The organism is Paenibacillus sp. HGF5, assembly GCF_000204455.1.
GTDB lineage: Bacteria > Bacillota > Bacilli > Paenibacillales > Paenibacillaceae > Paenibacillus_AQ > Paenibacillus_AQ lautus_A.
Window position 1 is genome coordinate 50,889 of record NZ_AEXS01000018.1, and the last position, 26,029, is coordinate 76,917.

Genomic DNA, 26,029 nt, shown 5'->3' on the forward strand with positions numbered 1-26,029 from the left:
TTAAAATAGGCTAAAATAAAATATACTATATCACTCGGAATAATGCAATTTGAAACAAGGAGGAAAGGCACCTTATGGGGGGGACAGAAGCAGCAAGACCAAACAGACTCATAAGTTCGATAAGCAGCACATACAGTAAGATCCTTCTGAATCCTTCTTATAGATACTTACTATTATTACTGGGAGCGCCCGTGAATCTCGTGGTCTTCCTATTTTATTTGGTTCAGCGGAAGAAGGATGACTACGCGGCCGCTGAGAGCCGCATACGCAGCGAGATGCTGGCCGCCGGATATCTGGAGGCCCTTCGCTCCGAGATGATGGAGCAGCAGAAACGCAAGCATGAGTTTTTCAAGCAAAAAATCAGCGAGGCTCAGCTCCGGCAGGAAGTCGACAAGATCGCAGAGGCAAGGTTCCGTGAAGTCCTCAAGGATCGGACCGCCAAGGACCTGAAGCTGAACAATCGCAAACGGCTGACTCTGGCCGATACGTTCGGTTCTCTCATCGAGAACCCGTTGTTCTTCATTATATCACTTATTCCGGGCTTGCTGATGTACATCCTTATTTTTTTGTACAGCAATCCCTATCTGAAATATATTTTGGAGAGACTCGTGATGACGGTATTCGTTATCTTTGGCGTAGCGGTCCTCGTCTTTACGATTCTTCACTTGTCGCCGTTTAACCCCGCGGCCAACATATTGGGCGAGACGGCAACGCCGGAACAGATCGCGGCTTTCAACAAAATGCACGGACTCGATCAGGGCTATCTGACGCAGCTGTGGAACAACATTAAAGGCATCGCATATTTCGATCTCGGCAAATCCTTCTCGGGCAACGAAGAGATTACCTCCAGCATCGCCAGAAAGTTTCCGATCACGCTGACCCTTACGGTCATTTCGTTGATCCTCGCGATTGCGATCGCATTGCCGATCGGGATTATCTCGGCCACGAGACCGAATTCGTTCTTTGACTATACGTTTATGTTCATCGCGCTGATCGGGCTGTCCATTCCGAACTTCTGGCAGGGACTGATCTTCATTCTGAATTTCTCGATCAAGCTGCAGTGGCTGCCCGCCACCTTCAATCCGGAGAACTGGCTGTCCATGATCATGCCGGTGATCGTGCTCGGGACGGGACTTACCGCTTCGGTGGCCCGAATGACGCGCTCCTCCACGCTGGAGGTCATTAATGAAGATTATATGATCACAGCCAGAGCGAAGGGGCTCGGCAAGCGCACCATTCTGATGAAGCATGCTGTCCGCAATGCCATCATTCCGATCATTACCGTCATCGGACTTCAGTTCGGCGGGATGCTCGGCGGTTCCGCCGTTACGGAGAAGGTGTTCAACATCAGCGGTATCGGCAGCTACATCGTGGATAAACAATTTATCCCTGACATCCCGGCCATCATGGGCGGCGTGGTTTACACCGCCATCACCATATCGCTGGTGAACGTCATCATCGATATCTTGTACGCATTCTTCGATCCACGGATCAGATCCAAGATGAAACAATACTAAAGCAGGTGTACTCATGATTAAGAAGCTTCTTTCCAAACAAGAAACCAAACACCAGCTGAAATCCTCACACGAGTACAGTCAAGCCAGCTTCACATGGGTTATCTCTCTGACCTTAACGGTGATCCTGCTTCTGAACAGCTTTGATTTCACTGGGGGAACCATTAAACCGTGGGTGTTCACCGCCTTTGCGGCATATGCACTGTTTACGATCATACAGATCATCATTACGCTGCTGATCCGAAGGGATCTTCAAAGGGACGGAGAAATCCGGCGCTCGACCAGGATCCTGGGTTACGTTCAGCTGCTGAGCATCGTTACGGGGAATCTGTTTACCGTCACGTTCGGTTTCAATCTGATCAAAAAACAGAAGCCTCCCGAATATACGATCGCCGTTTACATGCTGTTAACCCAGCTGTTTGCCATCGCGATATCGGCGCTGAATCTGTTCAAGCCTTACGTCTCGAATACGTTCCTGCCGGCCATGGCCGTGCTTTTGGTTATAGCCGTCATTCAGCTGATTGCGCTTATCCTCGTTGCCAGGTACGTAAAATCGAATTATGCGCATCCAGCATTGACCTGGCTTGCTTTTCCGATCATTCTGACTGCGGCAACGGGCAATATTTTTGCTCTGGTGCTCGGCATCAACCTTCTTGCGAAGATCCGCAAGAACGGCAATCCCGCGATGACCCGCTGGGGCGACGTATGGGTAAAGCTTACTGCCAATTCGACGGCCATGTCCGGACTGTTCTTCGTGATCTTCCTGTTCTGCCTGTCGGTGACCAGTCTGTTTACCTTCGATTACAGCATTGCGATCGATAACAACTACAGCGCCATCCTGCAGCCGCCAAGCCTGGCGTACCCCTTCGGTACGGACAACTTCGGCCGGGATTTGTTCTCCCGGATCGTATTCGGGGCCCGCATCTCGCTGATCGTCGGATTCGCTTCTACGGCGATTCCGGTTGTCATCGGCGGCATTCTCGGTGCCGTCTCCGGCTACTATGGCCGCCATACCGACAACGTCATCATGCGATTGCTGGACGTGCTGTACGCCATTCCGGGCATCCTGCTCGCCATTGCGATCATTGCCGCATTCGGAGCCAATACCGTCAACCTCATTCTGGCGCTCAGCGTAGGGGCTATACCGACTTATGCAAGAACCATGAGGGCGAATGTGCTCCTGGTCTCCACCTTTGAGTACGTCGATGCGGCCAGAGCTTTCGGCTCGAGCAATTTTTCGATTATTTTCAAGCATATCGTTCCCAACTCACTCGCGCCCATGATCGTCAAATCGACGTTAACCATTGGTGCAGCCGTCATCTCGACGAGCAGCTTGAGTTATCTGGGTCTCGGCGTCGAGCCGCATATCCCGGAATGGGGGAATATCCTGAAGATCGGAAGCACGTACCTTGAGACGCATTCGTACCTGGCGATTTATCCGGGTCTGGCCATCATCGCGCTTGTCCTGTCCTTCAACTTTCTGGGCGACGGACTGCGGGATGCGCTCGATCCGAAGCTGGATTAAAGCTTTTCGTGCCATTGGCACACTAACATTGGTTTCAAAAAATATTCTATATATATACAACTCAGGAGGGTATCACCAATGAAAAAGAGTTCCTTGCTGTTATTGTTCCTCTCGCTGGTCATCGTACTGGCCGGATGCAACGTAACAACCAAAGATGATGCACAGCAAAATCAGCAAGAACCAGCGGATACAGCTACAGACACATCCGCTGTTAATATCGAACTGCTTGGCATGAGCTCTAACGAATCCGATGTCAACATCATTCGCGACCAGCTCACCAAGAACGGCTTCAACGTGAAGCTGAATCTGCAGCCGGACTACGGCAGCTTCAAGGCACAGCAGGATGCCGGCAATTACGACATCGCGCTGTCCAGCTGGACAACCGTAACGGGTAACCCTGACTATGCCGTTCGTTCCCTGTTCAAAACCGGCGGCGACTACAGCATTATGTCTGACGAGGAAGTGGACAAGCTGATCGACCAAGCGGCCACGCAAACGCCGGAAGACGCCGCTCAGACTTACAAGCAGCTCGAACAACGTCTGGTAACGGACAAAGCCTACATCGCTCCATTGTACATCTCCCTGAAGAGCCAAGCATTCAACAAGGATGTGCTGGACGAGAATTCCGTTCGTCTTTCGAAATCCCGTTCCCTGCCTTGGGAAGCCGTTGATTTCAAAGACCAATCCAAGCGTGCGACGCAGCCGCTGATTCTGTCCCAATCGATCTCTGAACTGACTTCGCTTGACCCGATCAAGGGCAACGACGGTTCCATTAACATCATCAACACCAACATGAACGTACGTCTGATCAACCTGACCGATGATGACAAGATCACGTCCGAAGGCTCGCTGTCTTATAACCATGCCATCGGCGAAGGCAACTCGGAGTACTACTTCATTCTTAGAGACGACATTAACTTTGCAAAAATCACGAACAAAAAAGCGGAAGATTCCGGCGAGCGCGTAGGCGCGGACGATGTCATCTTCTCCATGAACAGAGCGAAAGACAAAAATTCGGTGCCTGATCATCGTACCTACACGCTTCACGAGCACATCAATACCGTTGAAGCCGTAACCGACCTGAGCGTGCTGGAAAACACCAAGGTTTCCGGCGGCAGCGAAAGCGTCAAGGAAGCGCTGGAAGCCGACTTGGATACCAAGATCGCTTCCCTTGTCGACGACAAGAATCAAGCAAGCACGAAAGACGGCAAATACCAAGTCATCAAATTGACGACAACCGAGCCGTTCCCGCAAGTATTGAACTACCTGGCTCACCAATCGGCCGGTATCGTATCGAAGAAGCAAGTTGAATCCATCAATACGTATGACGTTGAGAAATTCGACGTGAACAAAGACATCCCTTACGGCGATCAGAACACGGTAACCGAAGGCGATAAATACAACAACACGCTGTATGCAAGCGGTCCGTATATCCTGTCTTCCAAAAATGACTATGAAGCCACCTTCTTCAAAAACCCTGGCTACATGAAGGGCACGGAGCACGAACCGAAAATCGAGCAAGTGAAAGTACGCTTTATCAAAGATGCGGACAGCACGCTTTCCGCACTGCGCAGCGGCGAAATCCACCTGTACTACGGCGTGCCTGAAACGAAATACGACGTAGTGAAAGGCGACAGCAAGCTGAAGCTGCAAACGATCGAAAGCAACGCCGTATCCTACCTGCTGTTCAATACGAAGAACCGTGATGTGGCGACAAGCGACGATCTGAGAAGAGCGGTGCTCTACTCGATCAACCAGGATGAGATCCTGGCCTACTACAACAACAACAAAATCAAAGCCTACTCCACCGTCAGCCCAATCGTCAAAACCGGCAACGAGCTGGTAGCCGATCCGGCGAAGGTGAAGGAATTCTTGAGCGCATATAAAGCGAGCAAGTAAAAAAGAGGACGACATTAGCGAAAAGCTGATGTCGTCTTTTTTTGATGCGAGGTTCTGCCGCTTAACTTCTGGGTGGCTCCCATAGCATCGCAATGGGGGTAGTTCTTTGCATCGCTCCGCATGCGGATGATTCTTCCGATCTCTGTTGCCCCCAGATTTCTATGAATGAATGGGCCAAAGTAGAAATCCGGGGGCAAAGGAGACCGCTTCGCTTCTCCAGAATCATTCCGCCTTCTCCGCTGGAGCACTACCTTAAGTAGTCCGTTGTTAGCTCATGTTTCGATACATCTCACATTAGCCATAAAAAGGGACGAATGATAGCCGCGGCGCAGCTACTCTCGCCTTTTTTTGGGGAGGGGGGAGTGAGAGGAAGCCCCCCTGTAATTAACATATACAGGGGGGGCTTACCAAGATTGATGCCTTGGATTACAGGCGCTTGATATCATCTACAAGCTCGGGCAAGCCCTCGCAGAAATAGTGATCGTCGCCCTCGTATTCTCGGGTGACAGCTTGGGGGAGTTGCTTCGCGTAGTGCTGAGCGTGCGCGAAAGGCACCACGGGATCGTGGCGGCTGTGGTACAGGTACAGACTGGATATGCGAGGCAGCATGGTGGCGAAAGAATCAGGCAATCTAAAATCTTCACTCCGCCAATCATCTTCTTTGCCCCAATAGGGGGCGGCGATCAAAAACAGTCCAGAGACGGTTAGCTGGCAGTCTTCTTCCGAAAGATATTTCAGTAGCACGGAGCCGCCGAGGGAATGACCTACCAGCAGCACCTCTCCATTCAATGCCTTGATTTCATTGGCAATCCGCGCTTTCCATAGAGCGTAATCCGGATCCGGCATGCCGGGAGATAAGACATGATAAGCTTCACCGAGCCGTTCTTGTAAATGGGCGATCAAGCCGCTGCTTCCTTGGCCGTTGCCTTGCGGGCCGGCACTATGAATGAACAAAACTTGTTTTTTCATGATCCGTCTCCTTCCTGATCTTTGCTTATGGGTATGAGCATGTCCAACAGGATGTGTACCAACCTAGAATAACTGATAGCAGCATGCCGGACTTCTTTTCGTTTGCTGACATCTGACCCCATCCGACCCGTATCAGAAACTCTCGGCATACTCTTTATCACAGAATAAAGGTATGTCGATATCAAGGTGTCGCCCCCCGGGATCCCCGGCTTATGATGAAGCCGACAAAGAAATGGTTTGCCGTTTCAGTATCAAATTCTTGGCTCCATTAAAGACTAACAAAGCCGCCCCACACCAGAATCGGTTGTAGGGGCGGCTCTTTTTAGCGGATCGATTATAGGATGAATTAAACCGTCAGCACCATTGACGGATCGATGCAATCGGCCATGGACCGAACCTCGGCCCGGCCCGGCTTGCCTGGTACAAATGCCTGCTCCCCGTTATCTCGGCGGCTGAAGGATACGGTCACCGGGATGCCCGGAATCAGGTCAAAGAAGTTATCGCTGTAGAAGCCTTCCGCTTCGGCGGACAGCCAAACGTGGCGTGCAAGCACGTTGCTCTCCAGCACAAACGCCGTACCATCGCTTCCTTCGACTTCTTTTACGCTGATGGCCGGACTGTGCAGACGAAGATGCTTGTCATTCACGAAATAGAATGTTTTGCTGTCAACCACGACTCCATCCTGAAGCCATTGCGCCAGCAGCACGACCTCGGATGGATCATGTCCGTGGAGCAGCTCATCGGCCGCAGCCCGGAATACAACGAGCGACGCTTGCTCTTCCGCACGGATCGGCTGCTCGGATCCGTAGAGCTCTTTTCCGTTAAAATCGAATAACTGAACCTTCAGCGTGCCCTGAACCGCTTCTGAAATATCGGATACGAGATGAACCCGAATCTCTTGTTCCTTGGATTCGACCGAGAGACTGACATCCCGGAAGCAGCGCTTGGCCACGTACTGCAGCGCCTTCCATCTGCCGAGGTAATCCATGCCTGCCCACGAAGCGACCGGCCAGCAGTCGTTCATCTGCCAATACAGCGTGCCCATGCAATACGGCTTGTTGCGGCGGTGGGCTTCAATCGCCGTCTTCATCGCTTCGCCCTGCTGGATCTGGCTCATGTACAGGAAAGCCTCGAAATCCTTCGGCTCGTTATAATATTGATCCATGTAACTCTTGATTAAGCGGTTGCCGGCACCGTTCTTCTGATGAGCCAGCATGACCTTCGACTCCAGCTCCATATCGCGATCTTCCGCATATGTCCGCACCGTCTTCGGTTCCGGAAAGGACTGGAACCCGTACTCGCTCATAAATCGGCCGACGTAAACGTTGTAGTTGTCAAACGGCTCCGTGTTATGCCACACGCCCCAGTAATGAATATCCCCGCTCGTCGTGGAAGGATTGGCGTGCTGCTCCTTGTCATGGCTGAGCGATACCAGCGGGGAGGAAGGCCAATACTCCGCTCCCGGTGCATAACCGGTTACGGCCTCAGGAAGAATTTCGTGGAATACCTTTTCGTAGTCGCTCCAGATCTTTTCGCGGAGCTCCTCGGTATAGTCCTGCTTCCAGCCCCAGCCGCCCTTTTCTTCATAGTGCGCCCAAGCGGAATCAATCTCGTTGTTGCCGCACCAGAGCACGATGCTCGGGTGATTCCTCAGACGGACGAGGTTCTCCTCCGCTTCCAGCCGCACGTTCTCCAGAAACGCCTCGTCGCCTGGATACATGCTGCAAGCAAACATGAAATCCTGCCATACCATGAGCCCGTATTCATCACACAGATCGTAAAAGACGTCTTCTTCATAAATACCGCCGCCCCATACGCGCAGCATGTTCATGTTCGATTCCGCTGCGGACGCGATTTCATGGCGATAGCGTTCCGTCGTCACTTCCGTTATGAAGCTGTCGTTCGGGATATGGTTCGCTCCCTTGGCAAACACAGGCGTGCCGTTGAGCTCGATGTAAAAGGACGTGCCGCGGCTATCCTGTTCCCGTATCAGCTTGACGCTGCGCAGGCCGGTTCGAACCTTTGTCTCCGCAACGGTCCGTTCTGCTTCCGCCAGCTCGGCATGGAACGAATACAGATGGGCCTCGCCCAGGCCGCGGCACCACCACAGCTTCGGCTCGGCAAGTTCAAGGCTCAATTCAACCGAATGACGGCCTTCCTCCAGCCGAACATTCTGTTCCCATGTCTGGCCGCCTGCACTTACCCGAAGCACGCCTTGCCAAGCTTGCTCCGCTGCAATGGTGGCAACGGCCGTAACCCTGGCCATTTCTGCCGTAACCTCATCCTGGCGAATAAACAAATCATCCAGCCTGACTTCGGACCAAGCCTCGAGCCTGGCCTCCCGCCAGATCCCGCTGGTCACGAAGCGCGGTCCCCAATCCCAGCCGTAATGATAAGGCGCTTTCCGGGCAAAAATACTCACTTTCTGGTCGCCCATACCGCCAACCTCGGACTGGTCATTCGAAGCAGGCAGCGGATATCCGAGCTTCTCAAGCTTCGGCAGATCCTCCTGGATAGGGGAACGGAAGCGGATCTTAATCACATTTCCCGAATCCTTGAGCTGCGATTTCACATCGATCCGCCATGAACGAAACATATTATCGGCGGAAAGCACCTTGGCACCGTTCACGAACACATCGGCGTAAGTATCCAATCCGTCGAATACGAGCTCGATGCGGGATTGGGCGCTCAGATTCGAATCCAAATCAAACGACGTCTCATATTCCCAATCCTTCTTATCGATCCACTGTAGGTCATGCTCATTCGTCCCGTAGAAGGGATCGGGGATGATGCCATTCTTCAGCAGGTCGGTATGAACGCAGCCCGGCACCTGGGCCGGAAGCCACTTGGATTCGTCGCACGCTTTGAATTTCCATTGATTTAAAGTCATAACGTTAAAATTCATGATAGTCTCTCTCCATCTCTATATATTGATTTTGATGCGGTTCGGGTCATACTTCATACAGACGTGGCTTCTTTCGCACTTCAGCTCGTTCTCCACTCTACGATCAGCTTCCCGGCGAGCGGCAGCGGCCTATAATTGGCATGCCTTACAGATCAGGCCGTCGGCCTTTCAGATCCGGAAGTTCATCCAGCGTGACCGTAAACGGATGATGATAGGTGCGGATCAGCTGCAACTCATCCGTATACTCTTCGGAATACCTCCGGTTATTTCCTTCCCCTATGAACACAAAGTTTCCATACCATGTGCAATTCCATGCCCACGGGCATCCGTCCTCCTGCATGAGATCGGGGTCGGGTATGACGCCGTTCTCGGTCAGGGCAATGATTTTTGCCGTATCCGTATACGATAAAGCCGTGCGGAACCGCTCGGATTGAGAGCCGTAATCCCGGGCAGGCGGATAAATGTCTTCCCCGATGATATCGACGTAGGAATCGCCCGGATACCAATCCTTGTGCTGCCCGTTCCATACCCAGATCAGGTTGTTCAATTCGTGGTGATGCGTCATGCGCTCGTACATCAGCTTCCAGAGCGCAATGCAAGGCTCGGGGCCTTTGGCTCCCCACCAGAACCATCCGCCGGAGGCCTCGTGAAGCGGTCTCCACAGCACCGGAATGCCGGCATCCTGCAGACGCTTGAGCTCGGCAGCGATCGCATCGATATCCCGGATGATAAGGCCATACTCTTCCGACGAAGGCTCCGACATCGCTCGTGCGATATCAAAGGTTGTCGCATTGGTGTAAAAGCCTCGGCCCCAGGTCCGGTCCGGCGGCAAATCGATCAGATCCTTCGGGGCATTCCAATGCCAGCAGAAGGTCACGATCCCGCCGCGGTCCCACCACTTCATCGCCAGATCCGTATCTTGACGCTCGGCCCCGCGCTCCACCCGGGATGGGGAGTAATTCATGAAATCGAACCCGCCCACGGCCGGGTATTTGCCCGTGACCTCGTGGATCATCTCGAACTCCGGCGTTGACACAACGCCAATCTGCTGCCCGGTCAGCATCCGCTTGCCGTAAATGCTGCACAGATAACCCATTAACCGTTTCGCTTCATCGGAAGCGGCCGGGTTGATCAAGTCCGGCTGAACCTCATAGCGGGTGCTGCTTGCTTTTGTCATGCGATTCACTCCTATCCTGTAATTGCCTTATGGATGAAAGAACCTACAAATTTCCTTCACCGTAACCCAAATGGCACAGCCCAATTCCTGCAGCATACCTATCGGGCAAGCACGATACCTGATCCACGCCCCGCACTCATCCTGCGCACATGGCATCTATCCTGCAATACAATATCTATCCTGCGATATGATACCTATCCTGCAACACGACATCCATCCTCAGCAGCCTCTACCCGACAACCCCCGTACGCTCCACGCTCTCCACAAAATGGCGCTGCACGAACAGATACAATCCGATTAACGGCAGAATGGCCAGCAATATCCCCGTATCCACTACAAGCGCCACGTAGTTCGGATCGGCCTTGGCCGATGAACCGAGCCCCATCAGAGCCGGGAGAAACTGGTTGGCGTCCGCTGGCAGCGAAGCGATCTTCAGCGGCATGAGGGATTGTTCGCTCATAAAGAGCGAGGTATAGAAGGTGTCGTTATACTGCCAGACGAACGAGAACAGCGTCACCGTAATGAGCGGCGGAATCGCATTGGGAAGCATGATTGCAAAAAACGTCTTAATCCCGCCTGCCCCGTCAATCAGCGCCGCCTCCTCAATCTCCTTCGGCAGCCCCCGGAAAAATTGGCGGAAGATATAAATGAACAGTCCGGCCTTAAGCCCGGTGGCCGTGGCCGAAGTGATGATCGATGGCCAGTAGCTGTTCAGCAGGTTGATGCCCTCTTTTCCGGTAAACAAGTGTACCAGCCCCAGAATGTCAAAGCTGCGGAAATGCAAATACATCGGCACCATCAGCGTGCTCATCGGGATCAGGATCGTCAGCACCACCAGGCCGAACAGCAGATTGCTTCCCGGAAAGGTGAACCTCGCAAAGCCATACCCGGCAAGAGCCGTCGACATCGTGGTCAGCAGCATCGTGATGAATACGTAAATCATCGTGTTCAGCAGCAGCGGCCAATAATCCAGCAGGTCGAGCACGATCTTGAAATTATCCAATGTGAAATGCACCGGAATCATGTAGATCGTCGGGTTATAAATATCCTGTTTGTCTTTGAACGCGACGGAGAACTTGGTGATGATCGGATAGATGATGATGAATGTGATGCCGATGATCAGCAGATAGCGGAACGCTGCCCACAGAATCGGCAGCGCCTTGTTCTTGAACCGGTTCAGTCGTTCCTGAGCCGTTTCGTCCGAGCGATCCCGAATCGATGCCATAAGGACCTCCTTTTTTTCCTGCACCCGTCAGTCAGGAATCTCTTTGCCATTAGTTTTGATAAAAGGTTTTCCTTGAGACGATGATTCCCATCAACACCAGCAGCAAGCTGATAACGATGGTATACAGCCACGCCATCGCGGCACTGAGCCCGAAATTCTGCGTCTTGAAGGCCGTCTCATAAATCGTTCGGGTCACGGTGCTGTCCGCGAACGAATCGATGATGGTATAAATCATGTTCGTCAGGATGAGCGGGCTCACCATCGGAAAGGTGATTTTCCAGAACGATTCATAAGCGGTAGCCCCTTCAATCTTCGCGACCTCGTACATCGAGCCCGGCACGGCCTGCAGGGCGGCAAGGAAGATCAGAATCTGCACGCCCGAGCTGCTGATGATATCGTAGATCCTCATGACCGCTCCGATAATATACTCGGTTACGGTAATGGGAAATCCGGCTTCGGATAAGATGCGCACCATCGATAGCACATTGAACTGCCCGGAGGCTTGCCCAAGCTCCTCCGCCACCGTCGCATTTCCGACCAGATTGATCAGACCCGAGGTTTCCGCTGCCGAAATCGCGCCTGACGCCAGGATGACCGGCAGGAAGAAGATCGCTCTCGCAAGGGCTCTCCCCCGGAATTTCTGATTCAGCAGAACGGCCGAGAACAGACTGAAAAACAGGATCAGCGGAACGTCCACCACCATGCCCAGTATCGACTCCGTCAAGATCCGGTTGAAGTTCGCGTCCACGAACAGCGCGGTGTTGAAATTGCTCCAACCTACCGGCTCCAGCTCATAGCCCGTGGGAGAGATGTTCAATTTACTGAAGCTGAACAAAATGGATTGAAACAGAGGCCCGGCAAACAAAAAGATAAAGCCGATCAGCCATGGCGCGATGAAGAGGAGGCCGAGCATGGATCTTTTCTGAGTCAGGGACAATCTCATTTTCATGCCCGGTCACCACCTACAGCGTAATTTTGAGGTTCCACCAGGATCCCGTTAACATTAACCGCTTGATCGGTATAATTGATCAGAATCGAGGCGCCGTTCTCGTACCTTACTTCCACCACGCCGTCTTCATGCCGCTTATGCTCCACCATTCGCTGCGTCCGGATCGGCGCCAGCACCTCGTTCAGCTCTTGGTACAAGGACACCGCTTCTTCGAACCAATCCTTGTAATGGGTGGAGTACATGTCATCGAAACGCGTATACTTCAGCTTCGAGCTTTGTTCATAAGACCACAGGAAATGCGGAGCCGTTCCCAATTCCAGCGACTGCAGGAGCGCTTTGCGCAAATGTTGTTCATTCAGGTTATTGACTGCTGCTCCCGCATAATCCAGGTAGCCGTGAATGACCATTTGATAAAACGGCACGGCTTCATCCGTCAGCCCGAATCCGCTGCTCGACGTCGGGACATCGAGCACGTGGCCCGCATATGGCCAGCTGTAAGCATTAGCACCGGAAACCATCGTATCCGGGTATGCCTCGTGCAGCGCCTTCAGCTGATCGGTCACGATAAACTTCGCGGTTTCCCGGAAAACCACCCGCTGCACCCGGTAATCGGAGCTCAGGACATCGCCCAGGTCCCGCAATGACACGGCCCCCATGCCAAACCGTTCATATTGCCCTGTGAATCGCTCCACGTAATAGGGAAGCTTCGCCGGCGACATCAGGTTGTACGTGCCGTAATACGAGTTCATCCGGTTCGTGTTCCGGTCAAACGGATGCAGCGCTGCCGTTTCCCTGGTCACGAAACGGGAGGCATCGGATGACGGCGTAAACGCACCATCGTCATGGTAGACATGCTGGAAGGCAACATCCGGATACAGCCCGCCGCCGGCGTCCTGCAATTGCTTGGACAGTGCCTTCAGGTCGGCGGCGTTTCCGACAACGCTGTCCGTCTTTACCTTCACCGGGGTTTTGTGATGGACGCCTTGGCCAAACCAGCCGAGGTAACGCATCCGGAGATTGGCGATGCCCTCGCCATGCAGAAGAGCGGCGATCTCGCCTGCCTGCTCGAAGGTGGTCATCGAGACGACGGCATCATACGGTACGCCCAGAAAAGATCTCCGTTTATCCACGCTTCCCAGCATATCGAGATAGAACGGAATGCCCTCCGCTTCTTCCAGGGGAACCAGCTTGTTTTCCTTCGCAAGCGTTTCCTGATACAAGCGGGCCATGCCGGAGTAGCTGGCCTCTTCACCAGACAGGAAACGGTATTTGACGGACAGCTTCCCGTTGTACAGCTTGTCATTCAACAGCTGGATTTCCTGCACCGTACTTCCGGTGTAAAGCTCCAGCATATCCTCGCCGCGCACGGCAAAGCTGCTGAATACATGATTGTACGAATTCTGCTTCCCGCCGATGTCCGCGGACACGCTCGCGATGGCGTCGCCTTCTTCAATCACGGCAAACCAGCCGCCGTCCCCGTTCTTCATGCCGAACACGGGCATTCGCGCCTGCTCGGCCACCTGTCCGCGGCTGCTGCTGTTATGATTCGGATCGGTGCCGTATATGCGCTGCACGTACTGTTCTTCCTTCACTTTGCCGTTATTCAGGTGGATCAGGCTGCCGCTGCCGTCCGGCACCAGCATATAACCCTCGGCCTTCGTTCCCGCCGCGCCGAAATAGCGAAGCAGCTCCACGCTGCGCAGGCGGTGACTCTCGCTTTCCGTTACCTGGTCAAGCGGTATCGCAACGACAAGCGAATCCTCTTCCAGCCGGTATTCGAGCGGAATCTTGAACTGCGGCTTCGAAGAGGCGATTGCGGCGGCCCCTCCGCCCGCTTCGTTATCATAGGCAAGATCCTCCGCGGTGTAGCCCGCCTGCTCGAAAGCGCCCAGCATTTTTTTCAGAACCAGCTCTTTCTTGATCTGGTCGTCCAGGCGCTCCAGCATCGCAGGGTTATCCTTCATGGGGTAATACCGGGCCTGCACGTATCTGGCCAATGACGCATCCAGCTTGCTGATCACCTTCTCCTGCAGCCGGTCCTGCGAGATGTATTTCGGCAAGGCGTCGATTCCAAGCGAGACATCTCCCAGCGTATACGTGACGCGAACGCCGTTGTCCAAGGCTTCCGCCGTATAGTTCCCGTTCAAAACGCTCCACGTATAATTCGGATAAGTCTCAAGCGTGCCGATCCCATCCCGGAACGTCAGCGTCAATTGCGAAGACAGCACTTCTTTCTCGAAAGGCGAAGCAATTCCGTCCTCCATCCGGTCTGGCGGATTGCTGTACCATACCGTATCGCTCCGCTTATCCCGCACCGCGACCTCGGTCGTGTCCGGATGATAATACAGCGCAAGCGCCTCCGTTTCCGCTACCAGATCCATGCCGGGCACGCCGCCTGTCAAATCGTTCAGGGCGGAGAGCTCCCTGCCCTGCGCCGTCTCGGCCGCCGCATTACTGTACGCAGCGACGTCGACCGCCGGCGCTCCCCGGTTCACGTAGATCAGAAAGCCCGCAGCCATGCACGTTATAACGGTACATGCAAGCACCGTGTACAGCCATTTTCTTTTTTTCACGGCCCACGGCCTCCTTATTGCCTGAAAATGATCTCTCGGTAAACGTTGACAACGAACGTGTAAATCTGCTGCAGCATGCTCAGGACGAGCGTGCCCAGAAATACGATAATGCCCATGACGATCAGGCTCAGAAACATCGTGACGACCGTTTTGCCGGCCGAGTATTGGTGGACCGTCATCGTGCCGACAAAGAGCAGCCCGATAAACCAGATCGCTGCTACCGTCGTTAGCAGATAATAGAACACGGTCTCTTCCTGGACCATGAACCGGCTCGCCAGCGTCATGGGCGGATAGATCAGAACCATCGGAATGAGGGCATATGCGCTGGCCATCACGATCTCCTTAAACTTCCCTTCACCGCCCATGAGCGTGGTGACCGACCAGTTAGAGACGCACCACAGGAAGAACGGGAGGACGATAAATATCAGTTCGTCGATGCTGCTCAGCGTCCGCGGATCATTGTAGTTGACCAGAAATCCCGCATACTGCCGCTGCAGAATCATAGCAATGACTACGAGCGCCAATACGAGATAAGCGACCCCGAGCCGTCCCCGGTTTTCGTACTTCAGGTCCCAATATCCGTCGAAGGGGTGAACGATCAAATGAAGGGGGAATTTAAGATAGTCCTGCTTCATGCTTTCCTGCCCTCCTCTGCTTTCGGTATCTTACCGTTCGATAGACCGCGTAGAGCAGCAGGCCCCCGGTCCCTGCCGATAAAAAGGTGCCGAAATGCTCCTTCATGACCTCCCTGCGATATCGTTTATACGCCACGGAATAATTCTTGCGGTCCATGCCCAGTTCAAAATACTTAAGGGCTTCCTTGTTCTCCCCCTTCATGAGCTTCGCTTTCCCGATGCCGATATAAGCGATGTCATAGTTCGCATTGAGCTGAAGAACCCGTTCCCAATACCTCTCCGCCTCCGCGTCTTCTCCCCGGTAATGATGGCGGACGGCAAGGTTAACCTGCTCCCCGAACTCGGTCGGCTCGAACATGACGATGCTTGCCTTTCCCCGGTCCAGCACAAGCTGACGGTCTCCGAGCCGTTCAATCGCCGCCGGCGTCTTAAACAGGCCCAGCTGATTCCCGATGCCGCCGTATACGAACAGCAGATTGCCGGTCTCGTCGTATGTGAAGACGCGACCTTGGGTAGAGTCCAGCGCGCTGTACATCCCGTCGCCGAGCACCTTAATATCAACGAACTTGGATGGCCCCACCGTTCTTCGATAATAAATATCTCCCGCAACCGGAAAGTAGCCGAAGCGCTTCAGCACATCCTCTCCCGACGGATTGAGGCGTTTCATCGGTTCCCTGGATCCCACGTCAATATTCGTGGCATAGACGAACCCCTTGCCGTCCATATCCAGATTGGAGAACTCGGTCGGGATGAACAGTTTCATCTGGGCTTTCTGCGCGCTCGTCGATACCAATCTCCAGAAATAATCGCCATAATCGCGCTTTACCTTAATCGTTCCGACGTAGCCGAGAAAGGTACCATCCTCCTCGAACTGCATAATGCCTTCGTAAACGCCGCGGGCGACAACGAATACCCGTTTGGCTTCATCCACCGCTACTTTCAGGGGAATGAATTGAAAGCCTTGAGGCAGCACATCCGACTCCGGCTGCTCCATGATACGGACAAGCGCCCCTTCCGCCGTCAACACGACAACCCGTTGATGGTCCGTATCCGCAACATAGATTTGCTCATCTCCGTCAATGAAGATGCCGGCAGGATTTGCAAAACCGTCCTCTTTCCCTTCGTTCATGAAAGAATCAATCACCCGGATCACGTTCCACGTGTCGTCCAGGACGACGATCCGTTTGTTGCCGCTGTCCAGCACGTAGATGTTTCCGGCTTCCGACACATGCATATCGCTCGGATCCAAAAAATCCCCAATGCCCAGCTCCTTCCCCGTAACGGCGCGTTCCGGCAAATAAGCGGCAGGTACGGCAACCGTTTCCTCCCAATAATTGTAGATATAGCTCTCGTACGGAGCACTGGCGGAGACGCTCCCCGGCATCAGGCCGGTAAGCAGCAGGGAGGCCGCCGCGAGAGTAAGCAACCATTTTTTCGCTGACATCTGATCCCCTCCCCTAATCCTTCATCCCGGAGGTCGCCATCGTCTCGATGATCCGGCTCTGCGAGAACAGAAAGAGCACAATCGGCACGCTCATCAGGATGACTGCCACGGCCGCGCCTGCGCCGGCCCGGGAAATACCGCCCAGAATGATCTGATTGGATGCATAATGCAGGGTCTTAAGCTGTTCGCTGTAAATAAAGCCGTTGCCGTCGGTTCCCCACAGGATCTGGAACAGCAATATGATCAGCGTGAGCCACGCCGGCTTCACGTTCGGCATCACGATGGACCAGAAGATCCGGTATTCGCTCGCTCCGTCGATTTTGGCCGCCTCCAGCAAGGCATCCGGTATCTGTTCCATGAACTGCTTCATCAGATATAACCCTAGCGAATAGCCGAAAGCCGGTATAATGACGGCCCAGTAGGTGTCAATGAGCCCCAGCCAAGACAGGATCATGTAATTCGGCGTTGCCGTAACGACCGGCGTGAACATCAGCGAGAGCACGACGACCTGGAACAGGAATACCTTGCCCGGAAACTTGTGTTTGGCCAGCGGATAAGCCGCGGCGGATGCAAAGATCACATGACCGACAATGCCGACCCCGGTTATGAAAACCGTATTGAAGATATACCGCGAGAACGGTACCCAGGACTGGCCGAGCAGATTGATCAAATCGGAAAAGTTATTCCATGTGGGATTGCGGACAAACAGCGTCGGCGGGAACAGAAAAATTTCGTCCAGCGGCTTGAACGCGTTGTTGATGGCGTACACCAGGGGCAGTGCCATGAAAGCGCCGAACACCGCCAGCAGCGCAAACAGGGAGAAGGTGCCCATAAACGAGCGGTTTACCCGTTTGCTGCGAGCTTTAAGCCTGACGTTCAGCAGGCGTCCGTCCCGTTTTTTCGGAAGTTCGTATGTAACCCTCACGCGTCTACTCACCTACCTTGCGCAGCAATTTTTGGACGATCAGGTTGGTTCCCACCATCAGGATGAACAGTACGGTCGCAATCGCCGACGCAAACCCCATCTCGAAGCGCGTCGTGCCGAAATCGATGAGATGCGTGACGATGGTTTCCGCCGCGTAGTTCACGCTCGGGAAACCGGCCAGCGCAATCGATACGTCAGCCACGGCAAACGATGTCGTAAGCTGGATGACCGCGCCGAACATAAGCTGCGGCCGCATCGAAGGCAGCGTTATGAACCACAGCTCCTGCCAGCGGTTGCGGACTCCGTCCACGGCACCCGCTTCGTAGAGCGTTTTATCCACGGTTTGAAGTCCGGCGATGAAGGCCAAGAAGCCGGTTCCAAGGCTGAGCCACAGCTGGACCAAAATGATAATCGGCATGATGAACGCTTCGGTTTTCAGCCATTGGATCGGCTCCAATATGATGCCCAGCTTAATCAGCATGCCGTTCGCTATGCCGTAGCGGTCACCCGAGAAGATCATCAGCCAGATGAAGTAAATGTTTCCCGAGATCGAAGGCGCATAGAAGATCAGGGTCATGAACGCCCGCAGCCGCGGACCCAGCTCATTGATGACCCAGGCAAACAGGAAGCAGGCCAAATAACTGATGGGTCCTGTTATGGCTGCAAAGAGCAGCGTGTTCTTCAGCGCGACCAGAAAGATATCGTCCTCCAGGAACAGACGCGTATAATTATCCCAGCCGACAAACCGCGGAAACTCCAGCATATTGAAGTACGTAAAGCTGAGAATCATCGAAATGACGACCGGAAAAACGGTAAACAGCGTGAACAGGATCATATAAGGCGCAAGCAAAATATAGGAATGCTTGCTGGCCTTCATCTCCGCCAGCTTCCGCCTCCACCAGGATTGCGGCTTGACGGGGCGGATTGCGGCTGACATCGTAACCTCAGGATCCTGAAGGCTGGCATTATGCAATTTGGACTCCCCCTATTCCTGCAGCTCGCCGAATTCTGCTTGCTTGGTTCGGATTTCGTCGTGAATATACTGCACCGAATCCATCAAGGCCTCCCGCGGCTCGATGCCGCTGATGACCGCACGATAGAAGGCATTGAACAAATGCCTGCCCGTCGAATAACCGCCCGGCACCTCGGGTACTCCCTGAACCCATTTAAATTGGGATTTCAAATTCTCGTAGTCGGCTACCGGCCACGGCAGACTGTCCAGCGCCTTGATGTTGGCGGTCGGATAGCGGGCCGCCGCGCCCATCAGCCCTTCCATTTCGCGGCCGAAATTCGTCTGCGTCGCATCGCTGGTCCACCATTTCAAGAATTCCCAGGCCGCATCCTTGTCCTTCGCATCGTCCAGCATCAGCACGGCGCTGCCGCCGCTCGGTACGGTGCGGTTAATCGTGCCGTCCGCCTGAACGGTTCCCGGAACGGGGGCGAACCCCCATACGCCGCGGATTTCCGGCGCGAACACCGACAGCTGGTTATAGGTGGTGTAATCGGAAATGCCGATCGGCATCTGTCCGGTACGGAACCGGTTCGCAAAATCGTATTCCCGCTCCAGCTTGTAGTCGGTGTAATACTCCGTCCACTGTTTAAAAGCTTCCAGCCCAATCTTGGAATCCAGATCCGACTCCCGGTCGTTGTTGCGGTAGAATTGTCCGCCGGATTGCATCAGGAGCGCCGCATACATTGAATTCGGCGGCAGCGTGGTCCACTGATCCGGTGCTTGCGCCACGACGGGAAGACCGAATTGCATATGATTTTTGTTCAATACGGCAAGCAGGCTGGCCACATCGTCCCAAGTCTTCGGAACTTCAAGACCCAGCTCTTCCAGCACGTCCTTCCGGTAGAACATCATGTTGAAGGTTTGCGTCTCCGGCAGCGCATATACGCCGCTGCGGTATCGGTATGGCACCAAGGCGCTGTCCCGGAATCTGGCCGCCACCGATTCGAAGTCAGGGAATTGCGTCAAGTCCGCTGCGGCATTTCGCATGGCAAAGTTCACCGGGAGGTCATTGCCGATCTGCATCGCCACCTCCGGTCCCTGTCCCGACAAAGTGGCGGGGAGCAGCGTCCCCATGTTCACCAGCTTCAGATTCACGTTGATGCCGGTTTCCGGCGTAAAGGTCTCGTCGATCATCGCCTTGATGGTATTGGCCTGATCACGGCCGCTGCCGATCCATACGGTGATCGAACGCTGGTTCTTCTCATCCGTGACGTTACCGATATTGTTGTAATCGATAAAGAAGGAGCTGAAGAACGTCGACGCCTCATGCTTCACCTTATCGGCCGCCCCCATTCCGCTCTTCGGCAGCTTGGCATCGGCTGATGCAACATAGAGGGCATCGATCTCCAGCGGCTGCTCCCTTGCCTGCTGCAGCCATGTTCCGAGTCCGCCGGTATTCGTCTTGTAGGCCTCCAGCCTGCGCGGAATCGTATCCGGCATCTCGATCATCTCATCCAGCTGAAGCGCCATGGTCTTCAGCAGCGCCTCCTGGTCGCCGGATTGACCCGACAGCTCAACCAATCTGGCCGCGACCGCTTTCAGCCTACCGCTTTCGTACCGGAAGGCTTCCAGCAGTTCCGGTATCCGCTGCTCTACGCGGTAATCCCTGAATTCATCCGGATTCGTGCCGGTGATCATCAATATTTTGCGGTACATGGCATTCAGGTTAAGCAGACTGTCCTCCACCTCATGAATGAGGGGAGCGAATTCACCCAGACTCGCCTCGAGGCGTAACACATGCTTACCTTGCTCCAACCGGAACAGATAAGGTTCATCGCCCCCAAGCACGTTCATGCGATATCCGTTCTTGAAGCGGAAAGCGACGTGGTTCATTTCTTCAAACGGAACCTTCCCGTCGATCGTCAGCTTTCGCGTCGAGTACATGCCCCTCACAAAATTTTGCTGCGATTTGAACGCTATCTTATAGAGTCCGCTCTCCGGGACGTCCAGTTCCCATTCGATCCACTGTCCGGGCAGCCGCCAGTTAAAGCCGCCGATGGTGTTGATTCGGACTTTCGACGCACTGTAAGGGCTGACGCTCGGACTCGAACGCTCGCTTAGCGGATACAGGGTCGGCGAGGATTTGGCGACTGCGTCTTCTCCCTGAATCGCCAGCAAGGTGCCTTCAATTCTTCGAATCCCTTCAGCCTCATACTGCCGGTACAGCTCGGCATACGTCGGCGGAATCTCCTGCTGGAACAGCTTGAGTTCCCCGATAACCATCGGTTCCCGTGCGGCCGTTAAAGATACGGTATGCTCCCCCTCCTCAAAGTAAAAAAGAAGCGGCTCCGTGATGTAACCATCCGCATCCTTCAGCACCGCCGTGGTCCAAGCGGGACGTTCGATTTGCTTCGGCCTCAGGTCATTGCCCTGGTTATCCTGATCGATGCCGTCCTTGGCGTTATCCCATATGCGGTCGAATTGCAAATAAGCGGCCTCCTGAAATGGGACCTCCCCGTCGATGCGGATGGAACGCTCAATGGAGGAACTCTTTCCTTCCACCGGATAATAGAGCAGGGACAGATTGTACAATCCCTCCTCCTCTACATGAACCTTCCATTCCACCTCACCCTTCTCCCCCGTGAACAACGAGGTTCCGGGATGACCCTCATAGGCTTCCAGCCTGCGGAATTCCCCGCCCTCGGCACGGCTGTAATCCGCAGCGGGAATCGTGATCTCATGATCAGGCCGACCTTTTCCGTCATGATCCGACAAATATTGGACATAGGAAATGCTTTTCCCCGGCTGCGTGCTGAGATTGACCAGCGATGCGGGACGTTCCAATGTAAGCTCTGTCCCGCCGTGTTCCGGCCTCCCCCCGGCTCCGGACTCATTTCCCCCTCTATTAAAGTACAACGTCAAAGCGGCCAAGATTGCCGCAAGAACCAATAACCGGGTCATCCATTTTTTTAGCTGCGTTTGAAGTGTCAATGTTCATCCCCCTGTTCAGGAGAAGGGGGCGCGGCTTTAGCTTTAACGCCCCCGTCCATCTTATTTGCCCATTTTATCGACAGCAGCCTGTGCCTGTTGTTTATATTTCTCGGCCGTAGCGGTTACCGATTGATTGTTCACGATAATGTCCTCAATGAAAGCGCCCGTAGGGTAATCCGTGTAGGCTTCGTCGACCGTGATGACGCCGGTCCCGGCAATATGCTCGCGAATCATGTCGATATCTTCCTGATTGGTATAGATGCTCTCCAGGTAATCCTGTCCCGGGTATTCCTCGGTCGGCGGTATATCGAACGTCTCTTCGTAAATTTGGTAGACGATGGCCGGATCTTTCACGCCTTTGGCAATGAACTTCGCGGACGCGGCGGTATTGGCATACGTTGTTTCTGCCGATCCCTGCGGGCCGGCAGGAATCGGAACCACGCCAACCTCGAACGTAATGTCGCCCAGCATCCATTCCGCCGCCGTAAACATGGCTACGTCGCCGTCTTTAAAGGTGTTGGTTTCTTCCCAATTCGTTTTGTTGCCGCTCTTGACTTTCACTACCTTCTCCACGTTGTAGAGGCGGTTCACGAACTCGGCTGCTTCCAATGTCTTCGGATCGGACAAGCCTTCTTTGCCGTTGGAATCGTCTACGATTTTGCCCCCGTTAGCGGCGGTGAAATGCTTTACGGCATCAATGGCCCAGCCGGAGAAGCCCCATACGTCCGTTTTCCCGTCGTTATTCGTATCTTTGGTTGCCTGTTTGGCAAGCTCCATGAATTTATCCCAGTTCCATTCTCCCTTGGCATACAGCTCCTGAAGATCCGGAAGACCGTTCTTCTTAAACAGATCGCGATTGTAATGAAGTCCGAGCCCGATGGAGGTCGGATTATCGAAGCCGTATTCCCCTCCGCCAATGGATGGATATTTCGTCTGCAGATCCGCTTCGTTATTGATGTTGTTTTTGTCCGTGGTAAATTCGCTGATCGGCAGGATCTGTCCCTTCATAATCGCCGGCAATGCCGACTTGTACTCCAGCTGCACGATATCGGCGAAGGGCTCGCCTGCCAGCACGCTTGTCGTGAATTTATTCATGTACTCCTCAAAGGGGACGTTGACGAATTCGATTTTGCAATTGTATTTCTTCTCGATTTCGGCGATCTTCTCCAGGCGTGCCTTCTCTCCGGCCGTCGTGCCTGCCGGCTTCAGGTCCCACCAAGCGGCTACCTTAATCACGCGGCCGCCCAGATCAACAGGTTCTGCTTCAGGTTCGGCGGGTTCTTCTTTAGGAGTCTCTGCCGCGGTTTCCGTGCTGGGAGCCGGGGTCGCCGGCGGCGTCTCCGCCTGCTTCGCCCCTCCGCCGCTGCAGGCGGTAATCAAAAATAACAAACAGATAAGCAATAAAGAAAGCCCTTTCATTTTTCTCACGCTAAAAACCTCCCCTATTTGTTTAACGCCCTGTTAACGTCATGCAAGTACCCCCAAGATGATGTCGATGCTTCATTCCCGGCAATCCTGTTTTCCCCCGCCCCCAATCCGTTATCCCTGTTTGCCAAAAAATATAACACCAGGATTGCAATCACGTCAATATATTTTATGATAATAATAACAACTAACCTAAATATTATTTTATAAACAACCTAAATAATTAGCGACAGCGTTTACATTCATCTTCAACAAATGTCAGCTTATTTCGCTAAAAACCCTTATATATCAACTAAAATTACTTTTATCCCATCTTAATCGACTTTAATAAATTTCGCATGTTTGTTATTTGTTTGTTATGAATACAAAAAGGCCCCGATGTCTTTAAGACATCGGGGCTAACTTAACATTACATGTACAGCTTATGGTTCGTCCGTATCCCGCGCAGCGTTATTCGATTCCCTAACAATGACATCGGCTTGAATAAGGAGACGCTCATAATTGGAATCCGGGTTCACGATCCGCCAGAGCAATTGATCGACGGCACGCATCCCCAGCAATTCCTTATCGATGTTCACCGTTGCCATAATCGGCAGGCTGTCGTACGTATTATCGAATCCGGTCACCTGTACGTGACCCGGTACGTCGATGCCCTGATTCCCGAGCGCCTCCATGGCAAACATGGCGGTGATATCATTGGCGCAAACGAACACTTCCGGAAGCTCGTTTCCGGCAAGAGCCTTTCCTAACGTTTCGTGTATGTTCTCAATCTCCGGGCTGATCAGAGAAGGCAGCTGCCGATGCTCGATTTTGTAATCGGCCAGCGCGGACGAGAAACCGATCCAGCGCTCGTAAAAGCTCTGGGCATCTTCGATGTTGCCGATGAACTGATATTTTTTATATCCTTTGCTGATCAGTTTGGTCATGATTTGTTTCATGCTGTGCATATTGTCGGTGAACACCGTGTCCGATTGGAACGCGGGGTCCATGTGGTCTACCATGACCACGGGTATGTTCAGCTTCTTGATATCCATTAAATTTTGCGTGGACACGGCTCCCACCGTTACGATCCCGAGAATGCCCTGGGGATTCAGGAGGGAGAACATGTGGTCATTCGAAGGCTCCGTCAGCGTCAGGATGTCGAGCCCTTTCTGATTAAGACGGGTCGATATTCCGTCAAAAACCGGCCCCCAATAGAGCGATTCGCGATTCTGATATCGGACATTCGGGAACAGGACCAGTACCGCCCCCGCCCATTTTCGGTTCTCCGGCTCCTGGAGCTGCTGGTTTCTTCCTGCCGCTTGGCCTGGCTGATCCTTGAAATACCCAAGCTGTCCGGCGGCCTTCAGGATCATGTCCCTGGTCTGCGGGCTGACACCGGATTTTCCCGACAAGGCCCGGGATACCGCGAATTTAGACACGCCTGTGAAATCGGCGATTTCCTGAATCGTCACTTTCGTTTTCATCGTTATCAACCTACTTAAGTGCGAATTTGTCGTTCAGCTTCTGTGTTATTTATGTTAGTTTTTGTTAGGTTACTGACATAATATTATTTGAAATAATCGTTAAAGTCAAAGAATTTCCTGCATTTTCTTGTTTTCATTTTTACAAAAACAAAAGCTGCCCCTATGGTCATCCTCGGACCATCTGGGGCAGCTCTTCCCTTGTAGGCTTAAAAATATAGATAATTACGGTTTCTCCACGAGCAGCGCTTCCCATTGCAAGCCTTCTCCGGCGATTTCGATCCGCAGGTCGGAGATGCTCTTCAACGCCTCCTCACGACGTGCCTCAAGTATAACCACCGTTTCCTTATATAGCTCGTCTATCTTCTTTTGCGTACCGCTTGCCATTTTCGTTATTTCGGATTTTCTTGCAGCATTGCCTTTGGATATCGCGGTTGTCTGTTCCTTTAACAGCTTGCTGTATTGGCTCTTAGCTGTTGCTTTGCTGATTTTCCCTTGTTTGTACTTCCACATCGGACTGTTCAGGTACGAACTACTGGATCCGTTACGGAGCTTCCACATCGGGCTGTTCAAATAGCTTTCACTGACCGTTTTGCTGAATTTCCATGCGGAACTGTTCAAATAGCTCGGGGTGATCGTCTTCTTGTATGTCCACATCCAGCTGTTCAAATAATCCTCGTTCATTTCCTTGCTTAGCCTCCATAGGGTACTGTTCAAATAACCCCGGTCTGCGGCTTTCGCATACTTCCACATCGGACCGTTTAAATAACTTGGATTGATGAGCCGTTCATATTGTGTCAGCTTATCCTTTACATCGCGGTTTCCCTCATACTTCAGCTTCAGCTGCTCCAAATCGGCTCGAAGCTTCTCGTCCCACTGCTTTTGATCCTCCAGCACTTTTTTCTCCAGCTGGTCCAGGGAGGCATGGCTGGCATTATAAAACGCCTTATATTTCTTATCTACTTGTTTCTGATAATTGTTATACGCATTTACCGTCTTCTTGTTATAGGATTTATACTCGCTCCATACTTGATTGATCCATTTCTGATCCGCTGCATGAACCGTTGTTAGCGGCACCAAAACCGAGACTGCAAGCAAAAGGCTGCATAAGGTTAATAACGATTTTCGCATCAATCTCATCAATTTTCGCCTCTCTTCTGTAGATAGTAAATAAGCGATATTTTACCTAATGGCAAGACATCTTCCAATAGGAACTCCGAACCCCTAACTTTTAGACTAGAACCGATTTCAGGGACTCTCGTATATTTTCGTACGACAGCGTGTCTCACTCCCTGGAAACTTCATAAAAAACATGCCTTCCTTTCACATATCCCACATCAAAAACGGAAGATTCATGCACTTCCTTGGTCCTGTAGTCCCTTAGTATCGCTATAGTTAGTTAGCTAGTTACAACAGCCCATCTTTGTTCGGAACCGCTTTCTGATGCTTGACCGCCCG

General features: G+C 53.0%; 17 protein-coding genes. 3 read left to right on the top strand and 14 right to left on the bottom strand.

The annotated features are described in order from the left end of the window. Window positions 1-74: 74 nt before the first annotated feature. The 3 genes from HMPREF9412_RS02650 (at window position 75) to HMPREF9412_RS02660 (ending at window position 4,938) form a co-directional block, all read left to right on the top strand. Window positions 75-1,517 (top strand): ABC transporter permease, encoded by a 1,443-nt coding sequence (locus HMPREF9412_RS02650; RefSeq protein ID WP_036671077.1) that lies wholly within the window; start codon window positions 75-77, stop codon window positions 1,515-1,517. Between the two features lie 13 nt (window positions 1,518-1,530). Continuing rightward, window positions 1,531-3,039, top strand: coding sequence for an ABC transporter permease (locus HMPREF9412_RS02655; protein ID WP_009589698.1), 1,509 nt, complete (start codon window positions 1,531-1,533; stop codon window positions 3,037-3,039). 78 nt (window positions 3,040-3,117) lie between these two features. Continuing rightward, complete coding sequence (locus HMPREF9412_RS02660; protein ID WP_009589760.1) at window positions 3,118-4,938, top strand: ABC transporter substrate-binding protein; 1,821 nt, start codon at window positions 3,118-3,120, stop codon at window positions 4,936-4,938. A gap of 426 nt (window positions 4,939-5,364) precedes the next feature. On the opposite strand, the gene HMPREF9412_RS02665 is transcribed toward HMPREF9412_RS02660, so the two are convergent. The 14 genes from HMPREF9412_RS02665 to HMPREF9412_RS02730 form a co-directional block, all read right to left on the bottom strand. Next, entirely contained in the window at window positions 5,365-5,907 is a 543-nt protein-coding gene (locus HMPREF9412_RS02665; RefSeq protein WP_009589741.1) for an alpha/beta fold hydrolase, read from the bottom strand. Between the two features lie 346 nt (window positions 5,908-6,253). After that, on the bottom strand, window positions 6,254-8,812 hold the full coding sequence (locus tag HMPREF9412_RS02670; protein WP_009589724.1) for a glycoside hydrolase family 2 protein: 2,559 nt from the start codon (window positions 8,810-8,812) through the stop codon (window positions 6,254-6,256). Between the two features lie 145 nt (window positions 8,813-8,957). After that, on the bottom strand, window positions 8,958-9,989 hold the full coding sequence (locus HMPREF9412_RS02675) for a glycosyl hydrolase (RefSeq protein WP_009589749.1): 1,032 nt from the start codon (window positions 9,987-9,989) through the stop codon (window positions 8,958-8,960). 229 nt (window positions 9,990-10,218) lie between these two features. Further along, on the bottom strand, window positions 10,219-11,214 hold the full coding sequence (locus HMPREF9412_RS02680) for a carbohydrate ABC transporter permease (RefSeq protein ID WP_009589706.1): 996 nt from the start codon (window positions 11,212-11,214) through the stop codon (window positions 10,219-10,221). A 49-nt stretch (window positions 11,215-11,263) separates the two neighbouring features. After that, the gene (locus tag HMPREF9412_RS02685) at window positions 11,264-12,163 is read right to left on the bottom strand and encodes a carbohydrate ABC transporter permease (RefSeq protein WP_009589745.1); all 900 of its coding nucleotides are present in this window, start codon (window positions 12,161-12,163) and stop codon (window positions 11,264-11,266) included. Beyond that, window positions 12,160-14,736, bottom strand: coding sequence for a DUF5696 domain-containing protein (locus tag HMPREF9412_RS02690; RefSeq protein WP_009589711.1), 2,577 nt, complete (start codon window positions 14,734-14,736; stop codon window positions 12,160-12,162). The genes HMPREF9412_RS02685 and HMPREF9412_RS02690 overlap by 4 nt, the downstream gene beginning before the upstream one ends. Before the next feature lie 14 nt (window positions 14,737-14,750). Further along, entirely contained in the window at window positions 14,751-15,371 is a 621-nt protein-coding gene (locus HMPREF9412_RS02695; protein WP_009589762.1) for a Yip1 family protein, read from the bottom strand. Further along, the gene (locus HMPREF9412_RS02700) at window positions 15,352-16,815 is read right to left on the bottom strand and encodes a hypothetical protein (RefSeq protein ID WP_009589732.1); all 1,464 of its coding nucleotides are present in this window, start codon (window positions 16,813-16,815) and stop codon (window positions 15,352-15,354) included. Before HMPREF9412_RS02700 ends, HMPREF9412_RS02695 begins: the two co-directional genes overlap by 20 nt. 13 nt (window positions 16,816-16,828) lie before the next feature. Further along, window positions 16,829-17,740, bottom strand: a complete 912-nt coding sequence (locus HMPREF9412_RS02705) for a carbohydrate ABC transporter permease (RefSeq protein WP_009589726.1) — start codon at window positions 17,738-17,740, stop codon at window positions 16,829-16,831. A 4-nt stretch (window positions 17,741-17,744) separates the two neighbouring features. Beyond that, a complete protein-coding gene (locus HMPREF9412_RS02710; protein ID WP_009589702.1) occupies window positions 17,745-18,713 on the bottom strand; it encodes a carbohydrate ABC transporter permease in 969 nt (322 codons plus the stop codon). Window positions 18,714-18,725: 12 nt separating this feature from the next. Beyond that, on the bottom strand, window positions 18,726-21,683 hold the full coding sequence (locus HMPREF9412_RS02715) for an extracellular solute-binding protein (RefSeq protein ID WP_009589705.1): 2,958 nt from the start codon (window positions 21,681-21,683) through the stop codon (window positions 18,726-18,728). A gap of 60 nt (window positions 21,684-21,743) precedes the next feature. Beyond that, on the bottom strand, window positions 21,744-23,111 hold the full coding sequence (locus HMPREF9412_RS02720) for an ABC transporter substrate-binding protein (protein ID WP_009589716.1): 1,368 nt from the start codon (window positions 23,109-23,111) through the stop codon (window positions 21,744-21,746). A gap of 419 nt (window positions 23,112-23,530) precedes the next feature. After that, complete coding sequence (locus tag HMPREF9412_RS02725) at window positions 23,531-24,574, bottom strand: LacI family DNA-binding transcriptional regulator (protein WP_009589697.1); 1,044 nt, start codon at window positions 24,572-24,574, stop codon at window positions 23,531-23,533. 222 nt (window positions 24,575-24,796) lie between these two features. Next, window positions 24,797-25,711, bottom strand: coding sequence for a hypothetical protein (locus HMPREF9412_RS02730; protein WP_036671081.1), 915 nt, complete (start codon window positions 25,709-25,711; stop codon window positions 24,797-24,799). Window positions 25,712-26,029: the final 318 nt, after the last annotated feature.

Coding starts and splice junctions, on each gene's coding strand:
- HMPREF9412_RS02695 (WP_009589762.1), bottom strand. CDS start 15,371: ATGAAGCAGGACTATCTTAAATTCCCCCTTCATTTGATCGTTCACCCC.
- HMPREF9412_RS02655 (WP_009589698.1), top strand. CDS start 1,531: ATGATTAAGAAGCTTCTTTCCAAACAAGAAACCAAACACCAGCTGAAA.
- HMPREF9412_RS02680 (WP_009589706.1), bottom strand. CDS start 11,214: ATGGCATCGATTCGGGATCGCTCGGACGAAACGGCTCAGGAACGACTG.
- HMPREF9412_RS02685 (WP_009589745.1), bottom strand. CDS start 12,163: ATGAAAATGAGATTGTCCCTGACTCAGAAAAGATCCATGCTCGGCCTC.
- HMPREF9412_RS02660 (WP_009589760.1), top strand. CDS start 3,118: ATGAAAAAGAGTTCCTTGCTGTTATTGTTCCTCTCGCTGGTCATCGTA.
- HMPREF9412_RS02675 (WP_009589749.1), bottom strand. CDS start 9,989: ATGACAAAAGCAAGCAGCACCCGCTATGAGGTTCAGCCGGACTTGATC.
- HMPREF9412_RS02650 (WP_036671077.1), top strand. CDS start 75: ATGGGGGGGACAGAAGCAGCAAGACCAAACAGACTCATAAGTTCGATA.
- HMPREF9412_RS02665 (WP_009589741.1), bottom strand. CDS start 5,907: ATGAAAAAACAAGTTTTGTTCATTCATAGTGCCGGCCCGCAAGGCAAC.
- HMPREF9412_RS02700 (WP_009589732.1), bottom strand. CDS start 16,815: ATGTCAGCGAAAAAATGGTTGCTTACTCTCGCGGCGGCCTCCCTGCTG.
- HMPREF9412_RS02730 (WP_036671081.1), bottom strand. CDS start 25,711: ATGAGATTGATGCGAAAATCGTTATTAACCTTATGCAGCCTTTTGCTT.
- HMPREF9412_RS02725 (WP_009589697.1), bottom strand. CDS start 24,574: ATGAAAACGAAAGTGACGATTCAGGAAATCGCCGATTTCACAGGCGTG.
- HMPREF9412_RS02670 (WP_009589724.1), bottom strand. CDS start 8,812: ATGAATTTTAACGTTATGACTTTAAATCAATGGAAATTCAAAGCGTGC.